This window comes from Ammoniphilus sp. YIM 78166, assembly GCF_004522215.1.
In the GTDB taxonomy this organism is placed as follows: Bacteria; Bacillota; Bacilli; order Aneurinibacillales; family RAOX-1; genus YIM-78166.
This window is the reverse complement of sequence record NZ_SDLR01000001.1, coordinates 316,484-329,939: the sequence shown is the minus strand read 5'-3', so window position 1 is coordinate 329,939 and position 13,456 is coordinate 316,484. Positions and strand designations below refer to the sequence as shown.

At 43.9% G+C, this 13,456-nt stretch carries 13 protein-coding genes; 1 reads left to right on the top strand and 12 read right to left on the bottom strand.

Features of this window, described 5'->3' with window-relative positions:
- The first annotated feature begins 1 nt into the window (after position 1).
- A complete protein-coding gene (locus EIZ58_RS01540) occupies positions 2-754 on the top strand; it encodes an aspartate/glutamate racemase family protein (protein WP_134698763.1) in 753 nt (250 codons plus the stop codon).
- A gap of 83 nt (positions 755-837) precedes the next feature.
- On the opposite strand, the gene EIZ58_RS33005 is transcribed toward EIZ58_RS01540, so the two are convergent.
- From EIZ58_RS33005 to EIZ58_RS01485, 12 genes are all read right to left on the bottom strand, one after another.
- Complete coding sequence (locus EIZ58_RS33005) at positions 838-1,098, bottom strand: hypothetical protein (RefSeq protein ID WP_167577404.1); 261 nt, start codon at positions 1,096-1,098, stop codon at positions 838-840.
- 366 nt (positions 1,099-1,464) lie between these two features.
- Positions 1,465-2,871 carry a dihydrolipoyl dehydrogenase gene (lpdA, locus tag EIZ58_RS01535; protein WP_134698762.1) on the bottom strand — a complete coding sequence of 469 codons (1,407 nt, stop codon included), beginning with the start codon at positions 2,869-2,871 and terminating at the stop codon, positions 1,465-1,467.
- Positions 2,835-4,193, bottom strand: a complete 1,359-nt coding sequence (locus EIZ58_RS01530; protein WP_134698761.1) for a purine/pyrimidine permease — start codon at positions 4,191-4,193, stop codon at positions 2,835-2,837. The genes lpdA and EIZ58_RS01530 overlap by 37 nt, the downstream gene beginning before the upstream one ends.
- 90 nt (positions 4,194-4,283) lie before the next feature.
- Positions 4,284-5,477 carry a dihydrolipoamide acetyltransferase family protein gene (locus EIZ58_RS01525; protein ID WP_134698760.1) on the bottom strand — a complete coding sequence of 398 codons (1,194 nt, stop codon included), beginning with the start codon at positions 5,475-5,477 and terminating at the stop codon, positions 4,284-4,286.
- A 28-nt stretch (positions 5,478-5,505) separates the two neighbouring features.
- Positions 5,506-6,477 carry an alpha-ketoacid dehydrogenase subunit beta gene (locus EIZ58_RS01520; RefSeq protein ID WP_134698759.1) on the bottom strand — a complete coding sequence of 324 codons (972 nt, stop codon included), beginning with the start codon at positions 6,475-6,477 and terminating at the stop codon, positions 5,506-5,508.
- A 10-nt stretch (positions 6,478-6,487) separates the two neighbouring features.
- Complete coding sequence (locus EIZ58_RS01515) at positions 6,488-7,435, bottom strand: thiamine pyrophosphate-dependent dehydrogenase E1 component subunit alpha (RefSeq protein ID WP_134698758.1); 948 nt, start codon at positions 7,433-7,435, stop codon at positions 6,488-6,490.
- A 37-nt stretch (positions 7,436-7,472) separates the two neighbouring features.
- Positions 7,473-8,294, bottom strand: a complete 822-nt coding sequence (locus EIZ58_RS01510) for an SDR family NAD(P)-dependent oxidoreductase (RefSeq protein ID WP_134698757.1) — start codon at positions 8,292-8,294, stop codon at positions 7,473-7,475.
- Positions 8,278-9,789: a sugar ABC transporter ATP-binding protein gene (locus EIZ58_RS01505; RefSeq protein WP_134698756.1), complete on the bottom strand. Its 1,512-nt coding sequence runs from the start codon at positions 9,787-9,789 to the stop codon at positions 8,278-8,280. The genes EIZ58_RS01510 and EIZ58_RS01505 overlap by 17 nt, the downstream gene beginning before the upstream one ends.
- 45 nt (positions 9,790-9,834) lie before the next feature.
- Positions 9,835-10,980, bottom strand: a complete 1,146-nt coding sequence (locus EIZ58_RS01500; protein ID WP_134698755.1) for a TMAO reductase system protein TorT — start codon at positions 10,978-10,980, stop codon at positions 9,835-9,837.
- Between the two features lie 20 nt (positions 10,981-11,000).
- On the bottom strand, positions 11,001-11,975 hold the full coding sequence (locus EIZ58_RS01495) for an ABC transporter permease (RefSeq protein ID WP_134698754.1): 975 nt from the start codon (positions 11,973-11,975) through the stop codon (positions 11,001-11,003).
- A gap of 40 nt (positions 11,976-12,015) precedes the next feature.
- A complete protein-coding gene (locus EIZ58_RS01490) occupies positions 12,016-12,897 on the bottom strand; it encodes an NAD(P)-dependent oxidoreductase (RefSeq protein WP_134698753.1) in 882 nt (293 codons plus the stop codon).
- A 74-nt stretch (positions 12,898-12,971) separates the two neighbouring features.
- Positions 12,972-13,448 carry a cupin domain-containing protein gene (locus EIZ58_RS01485; RefSeq protein ID WP_134698752.1) on the bottom strand — a complete coding sequence of 159 codons (477 nt, stop codon included), beginning with the start codon at positions 13,446-13,448 and terminating at the stop codon, positions 12,972-12,974.
- Between the last annotated feature and the right edge of the window lie 8 nt (positions 13,449-13,456).

Sequence of the window (13,456 nt, the reverse complement as noted above, 5' to 3'; positions counted from 1 at the left end):
TATGAAAATTAAAGTAATCAACCCTAACACCACCTGGGAGATGACCCGGGGCATTGAACACGCGGCAAAAGGGGCTGCCCGTCCGGGAACCGAAATCATCGCAGTAAGTCCTGAATTCGGTCCGGTATCGATTGAGTCCTACTATGATGAATATTTGGCCATTCCCGGCGTAATCCAAGAAGTCCAAAAAGGGGATCAGGAAAAAGTCGACGCTTTCGTCATTGCCTGCTACGGCGATCCTGGCCTTCAGGCTGCCCGCGAAGTTACGAAGGCTCCAGTCATCGGAATTGCTGAAGCGTCTATGTATATGGCTTCCATGCTGGCCGCTCGGTTCTCCGTGGTCACCGTTCTCCCCCGCATCAAAGTCATGCTCGAGGAACTGGTTGCCGGCTACGGCATGACCCACCGTTTGGCCAACATCCGTACAACCCCCCTATGTGTCCTGGATTTTGAGCGGGATCCGGTAAGAGGAATGGAGATGCTAGCCGAAGAAGGACGCCGTGCCGTCGAAGAAGACCATGCGGAAGCCATCCTCCTCGGTTGTGCGGGAATGGCCGAATTCGCGCAAAAACTGGAGAATGATCTTGGTGTCCCCGTTATCGATGGAGTAGTCGCTGCTGTGAAATTTGCAGAAGCAATCGTAGACTTAGGCAAGACGACCAGCAAGCTGAAAACCTACCAATATCCGGAGAAAAAGCCTTACGTCGGCATGTTCAGCAGTTTCGGCCAGGTTGTAACGCCTAATGAAAAATAGCATGGACAAGAAGAGCGGAATGTCGCTCTTCTTCTTTTTCTGTTCCATTATTAAATTAATCGTCGTTTCAATCATCCCGCGATTCATGGCCGTCTTAACAATGGCTTCTTTTCCCCAACTGCTTCCAACGCTCCCCACTGCTTTCGTTCCACAATGACCACGTTATTTTTGTTTTCGTCTTTCCCAGAAATCAGAAAGTCCACTCGCTTCGAGGTATGGGGGATGGTGTTGACTTCAGGAATGTCGACTCCTTCATTATACAAATCAACCACGAAAATAAACTTGACTTCACCCTTCACTAATCGGTATTTAGCTGTGTTCCGATCTTCTGGACTAGAGTACAATGAGTTTTCAAATTAGATCCGCATACGCATATAAAAAAGTTCATGTGCATTCTACCCTTAAATTATTTTTTTTTACAAAAATAAATAGACCTCTGCTAATGGCAAAGGTCTTGCTTAGTACAAAAAAGTACCAACAAAGTGAGAGGATCGGTAGAAGTGACGACTCTGTTTCAGCGCATCCCTGATAGCTCTCCTCTTTGGGGCATTATTTATTTAGTTACTTATCATGACTTTATGAAATTTTAAACAGGTGATTAGTCAAAAATAAAAATATTCACAAAGCCTTCATAATCTAAAGTTATTTTTTGAATGTTAAATATATTTTCTTCAAATTAGGGTGCAACATATTGAACGGCATATAACTTTTTACACTGAATGAATACCCAAACCCATTCCAATCTCTGCAGCTTCCATCATCATCTCTCCGAGTGTCGGATGAGCATGGATGGTCAATGCGATGTCTTCAAATGTGGCGCCCATCTCAATCGCTAAGGCCACTTCGGCCACTAAATTGGATGCTTCTGCACCGATAATTTGTGCTCCTAACACGATACCGGTTTTCTTGTCACCTACCAGTGTAACCGAACCTTCCGTTTCATTTAAGGCTAAGGCTCTACCGTTTGCCATGTAAGAAAATCTTCCTACCATGGTTTCGTATCCTTCATCGTTTGCTTCTTTTTCAGTTAAACCGACCACAGCGATCTCAGGGTCAGAAAATACAACGGAAGGTATACAGCGGTAATTAACCGCACTAGGTTCACCAGCAATGGCTTCGGCAGCTACCTTTGCTTCATAGGCAGCTTTGTGTGCTAAAGCGGGGCCGAGAACAATATCCCCAATTGCAAATATATTGGGTACTTCCGTCCTGCATTGGCGATCCACTTCAATATATCCTTTAGCGTTGGTTTTCACACTAGCCATATCTAAGACGAGCTGATCTGTATTTGGCTTTCTTCCGACTGTAACTAATACATAGTCGGCGGTTACCTGCTTTTCTTCTCCTAGTACTTCATATGTGATGGTCATTTGATTGTTCTTTTCTGCACAACTCTTTGCGATAGCCTTCGTAAAAACGTCTACGTTTGCCTTTTTTAGATTTCGATTCACTATGTTTACTAAACGTTTGTCAAAACCGGTCAGAATGGAACCTTCTCCCTCTAGAATCGTCACTTTTGTCCCGAATTTAGCAAAAGCTTGACCTAATTCTATACCGATATATCCACCGCCGATAACCACCATTTTTTTGGGCACTTCTTCTAAATTTAATACACCCGTTGATGATAGCACCCTTTCTCCGAATGGGATATTGGGTAACTCGATCGGGCGGGACCCCGTTGCGATGATACAATCCTTAAACTGGAGACTGCGTGACTCTTGTTGATCCACAACGAGAATTTGGTTTTGACTTTCAAATTGAGCGTCTCCTTTGATGACTTCAATCTTATTACCTTTCAGTAAACTGCCGACGCCACCTGTAAGCTTTTTAATAATGCTTTGCTTCCACTCTTGAACCTTGGCAAAGTTTAATCGGGCACCATCCAGTTCAATTCCCATTTCTTTTAGATGTGACATTTGTTCAAACTTTTCAGCAGCGGAAATCAGCGCTTTCGATGGGATACACCCCACATTTAAACATACTCCGCCCAGGAAATCTCTCTCCACTATGGTCACTTTCTTGCCCATTTGAGCCGCGCGGATGGCTGCTGTATAACCGCCCGGCCCTGAGCCAATAACCACTACATCCACCTCTTTTTGAAATTTTCCATCTGCCATTTTGGTTCACCCCACCTTTTTGAGAGATTAAAACTTTGTTCCAATAAAACAGAACATAAGATTGCCACAACCAACCCGTTCCCTACAATGTTTCCAACAACGGGATGAAAGAGTTGGATAAAACTGGGAGGAAGAAACATGACTCCCATCCCCAGCAATAAACTGAAGCTAATGATAAATAATTGTTTGCTGTTCATCTCGATCAATTCAAAAAATTTAAATCCAATCTCCACAAGCTGAATAAACAGAATGAATAGAACGGTATAGATAACCGGTTCAGGAATGGAACTCAAGATATTGCTCATGCCTCGAAAAAATCCTAAACTTATCATCAATATGGAGGCCAAGATAAACGGTACCCGTGAAAAGACACCGGACAAGCTAACGACACTCGATGAGCTGGCTAAAGGCAATAAGCCAATCACGCCGCTCAAACCGGTCAGAACATAGGATATTCCAGAAATTTTACTCGTGCTGTCATATACTTGTGAGGATATTTCCTTCTTGCTTACCAGTGCCATCGATTGGATACTAACTGTTACATGAGCCAGCATGATAAAACCTGTAATGAAGGTAACGGAAAGAATCCCCCAATCTAATTGGGGCATCCCCCAAAAGAATAGGGTGGGATAGGAAAACAAAGGCTCCAGGACAATATTTTCGCGAAAGCCCAATAGCAAAAACAATAACCATCCCATGACGATTCCGATTAACAGGGAAAAGGAACTAATCCACTTGATTCGTTTTAATCGAGAAATAAATAGAATAAAAACAAAAAGGAGAATCGAAGAAACTGCGATTTTCCCATTGAATGATGTAGCCGAATCTAAACCAAGCATGCCTTTCAGCAACGTACCGGACATGGAAAAAGGCATAATCAGCATAAAAACACCATTAACCAATGGCGAAAATAAGGCAGAAATTTTGCCTGTTAGGCGGCAAATGCCCATGGCGTATAAGTACACACCCACTGCAATAAAACCAAGCTCCAATCCTTGGCCGATCAGCAGCTTGTCCATGCCTAGTTGACTGTTGATTTGAAACGTAATAAAAATGACTCCCCACCAAATGCCTGCAGGACCATCGATAATGGGTAATTTATGCCCGAAAAGAACTTGAATCAGCGAAAACAGCCCAACGAAGAAAAACGTATTGCTTAGGAAAAGTGACGTTTCCTGAGCCGTCAAATGAAATAAATGGGCAATGGATAACGGAATCACCATCGCATTTAACAGCATCATGACGAACCATTGCAACATGGTAAAAACGGTAAAAGCATTGAGATGTTTTGACCAATGCAGATCCTTACGAATGGATGGCATAAATACTCCTTTGCTTCATGATAGAAGGTGACTCAAAAGAAAGTGCAAGGCACTTGAGAGTCACCCTTCATAAAATCACCCGCTTCTTTTTTATAGCATGAGGCTTGGTGTCTCCAGATTTTCAGCAATGCTCTTCATGAATTGCGCAGCCGGATAGCCATCCACAGCTTGATGATCCCACGTCAGCGATAGTGAAAGGATCGACCGAACGTCTAGCTTTCCATCATAAACCCAAGGGCGCTGCAGAATTCTTCCTGCACCGAGAATACCGATTTGACCCGGATTCAATATCGGTGTGAACGTATCTACACCACTCGCTCCGAGATTGGTTAGGGTAAAATTGCCGATCCCGAGGTCATCGGAATCCAGTTTCCCGTCTCTTGCCTTATCCACGATATGGTTAAGATCCCGGGAGACCTCAATCAGGGATTTATACTGCAAATCTTTAATCAAAGGTACCAGGAGTCCATTATCCGTCGCTACTGCCACATTCAGGTGTATGCCGGACGGAATTCTGATTTCTCCGTTCTCCAATTTCCCATTAAACCTTCTATGCACTTTTAGCGCTTTAGCAACGGCCAGTAGGATCATAGAGGTAAAAGTGATACGTAACCCTTTCGCCTTTTTTACCGATTCCAGCATAGCTAATGCATCAGTCACATCAACGTCTCGAGTCAAAGTAAGCTGTGCCGTGGATTGAAGGCTTTGCAGCATACGTTCCCCACTGATCCTCTCAATTCTATTCAATGAACAAATTTCGACTGCTTCTTTTGGATGATCGTCCCGTTCATGGGGAATGGGTTTATGATTGTTTTCATCCAACCGTACAGGATCGTGTTTTTTCTCCTCCTTTTCGGAGGTTTCAGCGTTGGTAGAATCCAAGATATCCTTCCGAACAATCCGTCCGTTAGGACCGCTGCCCTTGACTTCGGCTAGATCCAAGCCTAGTTTCATGGCTAGTTTGCGTGCCGAAGGTGAGGCAAGAATCCGTCTGGCATCTCCCTTTTGTCCTTTCACGGATTCTTTCGCTATTCCTTCATTTGACTTCTCTGCAGGGGGACCGATCTCGGCCACGATCGCCCCAACGGGCACGTCATCATCTTCTTGAAAGTATTGTTTGACCAGAAAGCCCGCTTCGGGAGCTTCAAGCTCTACGTTCACTTTATCGGTGGACACTTCAGCAATCGCTTCATTTTTGTCTACCGGATCTCCCTCAGATTTCAGCCACTTGGTGATGACGGCACTGTCCATGTTTGCGCCTAATTTCGGTAATGTGATGACCATGGGTACCTCCCTTTTTGTTAGACCTCTATTAAACTAGCGATTGCACCGCGCTCTCAATTTTTGGAACGGATGGAATGGCTGCATCTTCCAATGGCTTGCTGTAAGGGATGGGAACATTCTCGGTTCCCACCAATTTGGGAGGGGCATCGAGATAATCAAATGCCTGTTCCACTACTTCGTGGATAATCGATGTACCGATCGAACCCCATTTGTGGGATTCTTCAACCACAACTAGCCTTCCGGTCTTTTGCACTGATTTTTTAACCGTCTCCAGATCGAAAGGGACAAGTGTCCGCGGATCAATAATTTCGCACGAAATGCCTATTTGTTCCAAATTAGCGGCAGCTTCCTTCGCCAATTCTACCATTCGGGATACGGCTACAATCGTCACATCTTCCCCGCGGCGAACGATATTTGCTTTTCCGAAAGGAATCGGATCCTGGCCAACTTCCACTTCTCCTCTGATTCCATAAAGCAATTTATGTTCCAGAAAAATCACCGGCTTATTATTGCGAACCGCCGTTTTAAATAAGCCGTAAGCATCATTCGGGCTCGAAGGGAGCACCACTTCAATTCCCGGCATATTGCAAAATAAAGATTCAAAGCTTTGAGAGTGCTGCGCTCCATTTCCTCTGCCTGCCCCCTGTTGTCCGCGAAAAACGACAGGAACAGGGAATTGCCCTCCAGACATATAGGTCAATTTGTTCGCCTGATTGATCAGCTGATCCATCGCTACGGCGCAAAAATCCATATACAGTATTTCCACTACCGGCCTTAAGCCAGTCAGGGCAGCCCCGACTGCCATTCCGAAAAATCCCGTTTCTGAAATCGGCGTATCCAGGACACGTTCCGAACCAAAACGTTCCCAAAGTCCCTGCGTAACCTTAAATGCACCGCCAGGTTTGCCAATGTCTTCCCCGAATAACACCACCCGATCATTTCGTTCCATTTCTTCCCGTATGGCCAAATTTAGCGCCTGCGTATAAGTCATCTTTTGCATCATATCTCTCCTATTCTCCGTAATAAATTCCTTCAAACAATTGGCTTGGATCAGGCCAAGGACTTTCTCTGGCAAAATCTACTGCTTCTTCAATCTCTTTTTCGATCAAATTGTCTATTGCATTCACATTGATTCCTTTTTTAGCTAAACGTTCTGCAACGATCTTAACTGGATCTCTCTGAGCCCACTCTGCAACCTCTTCTTTACTGCGGTAGATTTCCGCATCCCCCACCATATGGCCGGCAAGTCTATATGTTTTCATTTCGATAAACGCAGGCCCTTTTCCAGCACGAATTTCTTCGATCACTCTTTTCGTAACCTCATAAACTTCCTCGACGTTATATGCATCCACGATATAGGAAGGAATTTTATAGGCTTCGGCACGTTCTGCCATATGCTCTACCGGCACGATTTCTTCGATTGGCGTCATTTCTGAGTAAAGATTATTCTCGCAGACGAACAACACGGGCAGTTTATACACCGCGGCCAAGTTTAGGGCTTCATGGAACGCTCCCTGGTTCGTTGATCCATCTCCAAAGATCGTCACCGTAACAAATTTTTCCTTCAGATATTTGGCTGAATAAGCAGCACCCACAGCATGCGGCAGTCCGGCAGCGACGATGGCATTTGCACCAAGCACCCCCCTGCTTACATCCGTAAAGTGCATGGATCCCCCTCGTCCTTTGTTGATTCCTGTCTCCCTCCCCAACATTTCAGCCATTAAATATTTGATCGGAGTCTTTCTGGCAATGACATGTCCGTGGCCGCGATAAGTGGTGGTCATTTTATCTTGGGCTTCCATCGCCAAACCTACGCCAGCTGCCACCGCTTCTTGGCCAATGCACAAGTGCATGGAACCTCGAATTAAATTTTCCGTATATAATACAGCCAGCGTCTCCTCAAATCTTCTAATCTTTTTCATTACCGTATAAGCTTCCGTTAGCAATTCAATATCCATAAGAACCTCCAGCTATCTATTGTTTTTTTAAAAATATTCAAACTATTAATTGGCCGCCATTCACATCAAGGCTGACTCCCGTGATATGTTCAGCTTCGTCGCTGGTTAAAAATAATATCACTTTGGCTATCTCTTCCGGTGTGGCTAAAACACCGCGAGGAATGTTTTTTCCCCATAAATCCATGGTGGCTTCACCGCGAACCCCAATTGCTCGTTCCGTTTTCGTTGTTCCCGGGGCAACGGCATTCACTCGAATCCCAAAAGGACCTAATTCTGCCGCTAATACCCGGGTCATCGATTCAACCGCCGCTTTGGAGCAGGAGTAATGAATCGGGGTATTTTCAAGCGCCGTCCTCGCTGATATGGACGTTACGTTGACAATGGATCCCTTTTTGGATGGGATCATTTTAGCCGCTAACTCTTTGCAGCTATAAAACGTACTGTACAGATTCAATCTTAGAATTCGGTCCCACTCTTTATCAGACAAATCTATCGTTGGGGTATATCCGGTAAAACCGCCTGTACAATTAATCACGGCGTATAGTTCACGATTATCGCTTCCAACACTTTCGGCGAATCGCCTCATTTCTTCCGGGTTCGTAGCATCCGTTTTTACGTACTCGATCCAACCGCCTTGGCCTTTTATTTCATTGCAAAGTTCCTCGCTTTTTTCTTCGTTAATATCGGCCAGGAATACTTTAGCCTGCTGCCCTGCGTACAGTTTGGCACATGATCGCCCGATTCCCTCTGCTCCGCCTACGATCGCAACGGCCTTATCTTTAAAATACGGATATTGTACCAAGTCATCCGCTCCTCTCTTAAGCAACCACTTGCTGAATCCTTTATACCGCCATTTCATTGGTGGAATTCTTGCTCTGGGTAACCATATAGTTCAAAATGTTCTGCTCTGAAATTTCATTCTCATCCAAATTAGCCTTTATTTCTCCTTGATGCATGACTAGTACACGGTGGGATAAACCAACGATTTCCGGAACATCGGAAGAAATCACGATGACAGAACGGCCATTTTGGGATAATTCGGCAATCAAATCATAGATTTCAGACCGGGCCCCTACATCAACTCCCAGTGTAGGCTCTACAAAGATAATAATTTCAGCTCCGGCAAAGATCCCTCTAGCAATGAGGACTTTTTGACGATTCCCTCCGCTTAATGTGTCGACATGATAATCTACGCTTACGGCTTTCACTTTTAATCTCTTGGCTAATTCCTCTACATCCTGATGCTCTTTCTTTTTATTGATCTTCCATCTTTTCGAATAGTTTTGAATCGCAGGCAAACTCACATTCTCACAAATCGGTTTCGATAGATATAGGGCTTCGTTTCGATTATCCGGAATGAGAAAGATACCGTTATCTATCGCATTTCTTTGGTTTTGGATGATGGCTTCCTCATGATTAATCTTCACGCTTCCTTTATCCGCGACGAGATGTCCAAATAGCACCTTGGCCAACTCCGCTTTTCCGCAACCCATAAGACCAGCGATCCCTAGTATTTCCCCCTTATGAAGCTGAAAACGGACATCTTTGAAATGGGGGGATAAGGATAGATGATTCACTTCATAAATGACTTCGGCTCTGTTTACTTTTTTCTCTGGGTAAATATCCCCAATTTCTTTTCCCACCATCCAATGTACGACTTGCTTTTCGGTCACGCCCTTTGCTTCAGTCGTAATCATCCGTTTTCCGTCTTTCAATACAGTAATTCGATCACTGATATCTAAAGCTTCCTTTAAATGGTGAGAAACAAAGATGATACCCGTTCCTTGCTTTTTGAACTTTTCTACCACACGAAATAAATTTTCTCGTTCTAACGGGGTCAATGCTGTGGCAGGTTCATCTAAAATAAGAACTTTGGCTTCGTTCAGGATCGCACGGGCCAATTGTACCAATTGCCTGGTAGCAATGTTGAGATCCTTCACCAAGGTTTTGGGATTCACGCCTTTTATCCCGACCTGCTCTAGTAAATCAGAAGATGTTTCAATCATTTTTGATTTTTTTATCTTTCCCATATGGCTCGGGATCTGGCCCATATAAATATTTTCGTAGATCGAGAGTTCATGAAACAGCGCTTCTTCCTGAAAAGCTGTACTGACTCCCAAACGTGAAGCATCCATTGGATTCCTAAACGTGACTTCTTGATCTTGAAACACAATTTTCCCTTGGTTCGGAGCAATGACACCCGAAATTACTTTAATCAATGTCGATTTTCCCGCCCCGTTTTCGCCGAGAAGCGTGTGCACTTCTCCGGCTTGAACCTCAAAGGATACATGGTTTAAGGCTAAAACTCCCGGATATTCTTTTGTAATGTTTTCTACTCTCAAGACTTCAGGCATTCTTTTTCACCCCACTTTTGGAATATAGAAATATATAATATTCCATTATTGAGAAATTGACGGTGTATAGCCTTCAGGCGCTAGATACTTGGATACATCAAATGTATCAATATTTTCTTTGGTAATGGTTTCAACAGGAATTCCGATCCTTTTTGGAAGGTTTTTCTCCCCGTTCAGATAATGCACCATCATATTAACCATCATTTTTCCTTGTTCCACCGCTTGATAAGGCAGAGCCATCGTAATCTCGCCATTTTTGATCAGTTGCTGCGTATCCTTACTTATCCCTGCCATCGTTACCACTTTAATTTGACCTGTTTTTCCTGCTGCTTTAATGGCATCTGCAGCTCCGGCTGCAATATGGTCGGATCCGGCATAAAAGGCATCAATATCCGGATGTGCCTGCAAGGCATCCTGTGCCGTATTCAAGCCTTCGGCCCGATCGTTTTTGCCATAGTGTTTTCCCACGATCTCTATGCCCGGGTGATGCTCTTTCATATAGTCAAGAAATCCCTTTTCTCTTCCCAGAGCCCAAGATGAGCCGGCAACTCCGGGCATCATATACACTTTGCCTTGCCCGTTCAATGCTTTTCCCAAATACTCTGCTGTGGTTCGGCCCAGCATTTCTTGCGTAGCTTCGATATCCGTTATGATTTGATCCGTGTTGATCCCGACGGCATAGTTGAGGACGGGAACATTATTCTGAACCGCTTGCTCTACAGCCGGCACTAACGCATCTGGATTGGCCGGTCCCAGCATCAGTCCATCTATGCCTCTCACCAATAAGTCTTCCACTTGGGCAATTTGCTCAGGGGCCTTATTATAACCGCCAGCTGCGGTAACATAGGGCTTAGGCAACCCCAATTTTTCCAGTTGCTGTTCCACCCCGTATTCGATGGCAACCCACAATGGATCGGATAAATATACCGTGGATAGCCCTAACTGGTATTTCTCTTTAGGAACAGGATCAGGTTGCTGCATATACCATTTCAAAGCCTCTTCCGGATCCAAATTGGCTACGCTGGAATCATTTGATCCTTCTGAACTTGCATTATTTGCTTGTTCCTGGCCTGTTTGGCTCGACGTATCAGTTCCTGAAGTGCTTTGATTACCTTGTCCGCAGCCGGCTAAGATCGTTGCGGTTGTTAAAACAGAGACCAACGACCATAAGAACTTCCTTCTTTTTAACACTTGAATGACCCCCTATATCATTATTTTTTGTGGCGATTCTTGCTTCTTCGAATCTGATCAAGACTTACAGCAATAATGAGAACGCTTCCTAACACAACATCTTGTACATAGGAAGAAATACCAATCAAGTTCATCACATTATTTAATATTGATAGCAAGAGGACACCAAAAGCAACGTTGATGATACTGCCTGCACCGCCGGAGAGAGAGACCGCACCGATGGCAACAGCGGCAATGGCTTCCATTTCCATTCCTTCGCCAATTGTCGGCTGACCCGAATTCACCCTTGAAGCAAGCAATATGCCTGCAATCGCAGCAGCTAAGCCGCTAATGATAAAAACGGAAATATCAATTTTTCGTACATTGATTCCTGTTAGTTTTGCAGCTTCTTCATTTCCTCCTTTTGCATAAATGTGTCTGCCGTATACGGTATGGTTTAATACAAAATAAGAAATCCCAAGCAATATGAAGGTAAAAAGCACAACCTGCGGAATGGGCCCTATATATGAGACTGCGATATTCCGAAATTCAGCTGGCAGTCCGCCTATAGGTTCGCCTTTCGTTATTAATAGACTTAATCCCCTAAGAACGATCATCATTCCTAATGTAACAATCAGGGATGGGACTTTAGAGTAAGCAACAAGCAATCCGTTTAAAATCCCGATCAATACCCCAATGATTAAACCGCAAACAATTCCAACGACAATGCCGTATTGATGAATGGTCATGGCTGTCATGACGCCAACTATAGCTGCATTTGCGCTAATCGAAATATCAAAATTGCGGGTTAGCATAACAAATGTTTGACCAAACGCCAGTATGGCTAAAAAAGAAGCTTGAGTCAGAAGATTCTGGAAGTTAAATATAGAAAGAAATCTTGGCTGAATTAAAGTCGTGATGACAGCTACCACAAGGATAATGATAGGAAGCACAAGGTTAGGTCCTATACTAAAACTGACTATTTTCCTTTTATTTAGCTGTAACGGGTTTTCCATTCTACCCCTCCTTTTACAACTTGCTAAATACTACAATCGATTACTTTGAGCTGTTTTGCATTTTTTTTATGTAGTAAGGTATGATTGCTCCCCAATCAAGATCCCCGAAGCCATCCGCCACTGCGTTTGAATAAGATTGCAGTGCAACGCTGGCGGTAGGAGCTGGAACCTCGTATAATTGGCTAGTTGAAATCATGTTGAGAAGATCTTTTTTAAATCCTTTGATATCGAAGGAAACCTCTTCTGTTTCTCCCAACATCACAGGAATTTTTACAGGGAGGACATTGATGCCTGCGGGGCTTTTCATAATTAATTCGAGCATATATTTCAGATCAATACCTGCTTTAACGCCAATGGATAACGCTTCAGATAAAGCTTGGGTATAAATGACCATGGGCATATTCAGAACTAGTTTCATCACGCTTCCTGTCCCAATAGGACCAATATGATTTACACTTTTGCAAAAGGTTGAAAGTACTGGCTTTACTTTTTCCACGCTATCCGAGTCTCCGCCTATCATGGCAATGAGCTGGCCTTCACGGGCATGAACCACCGTCCCTGATACCGGACAATCTAATAATCTCCCGCCTTTTTGTTGAACCATTTCCGCTAATCCGTGAATCGTTTGAGGCTTAATGGTACTCATTTCCAAAAATAGCTTTCCATGGCAATCACTTTGTAGCAAACCATTCGCATTAGTGTAAATTTCATGAACGGCATGATCATCAGTAACAATAGAAAGTATAATGTCGCATCTTTCGGTCAGGTCTTTAGGGGAATCCACCCATGACACACCTCGGGCTACCAAGTGTTGTGCTTTATGCTTTGTTCTGTTCCATACCGCAAGCTCAAAACCGGATACCATCAATCTTTCCGCTATGGCAAAGCCCATTCTTCCTAACCCAGAAAAACCTATTCTCATAAGATCCCCCTTAGGGTGATTATGTTATAGCTGAATCATGAGTGCCTGTAACCAACAGGCACTCCATATATGATCTATTTCCGGATTTGTCTTGTATTGTTCGATTCCGTAATGTTGCTTAGTTCCTCTTTTTCATCAAACGCAGCCCCTTCTGCATCAGCATTTGTATTTAATACTAGAAGACGCCCTGTAGTACCGCCAACATTATTGAAGCCTCTCAATACGCCGGGCGGAACGGAAATAACATCTAGCGGGCCTAGAGTTGTTCTTTCCTCTCCATTTGGTCCCCAGAAGAACTCCCATAATCCATCAAGCGGCATGAAGATCTCTTCAACTTCATGATCGTGCAATCTTGCTTGCGGCCCTGGGGCGGCTTCAATAATTCCTAAAGAAATATTGCTTTCCGTAAGTTTAGGTAGAATACTAGTATCTGTAGAAGCTAGTGTTCCGATATACCTGTATGTTGCTTTCTTAAAATCCGGAAATGCTTCCCAATTTGCCTTTACATCCTGTCTTCGAATAACGCGCTTGTGAACATCTTGTAGATTCATATTAATAA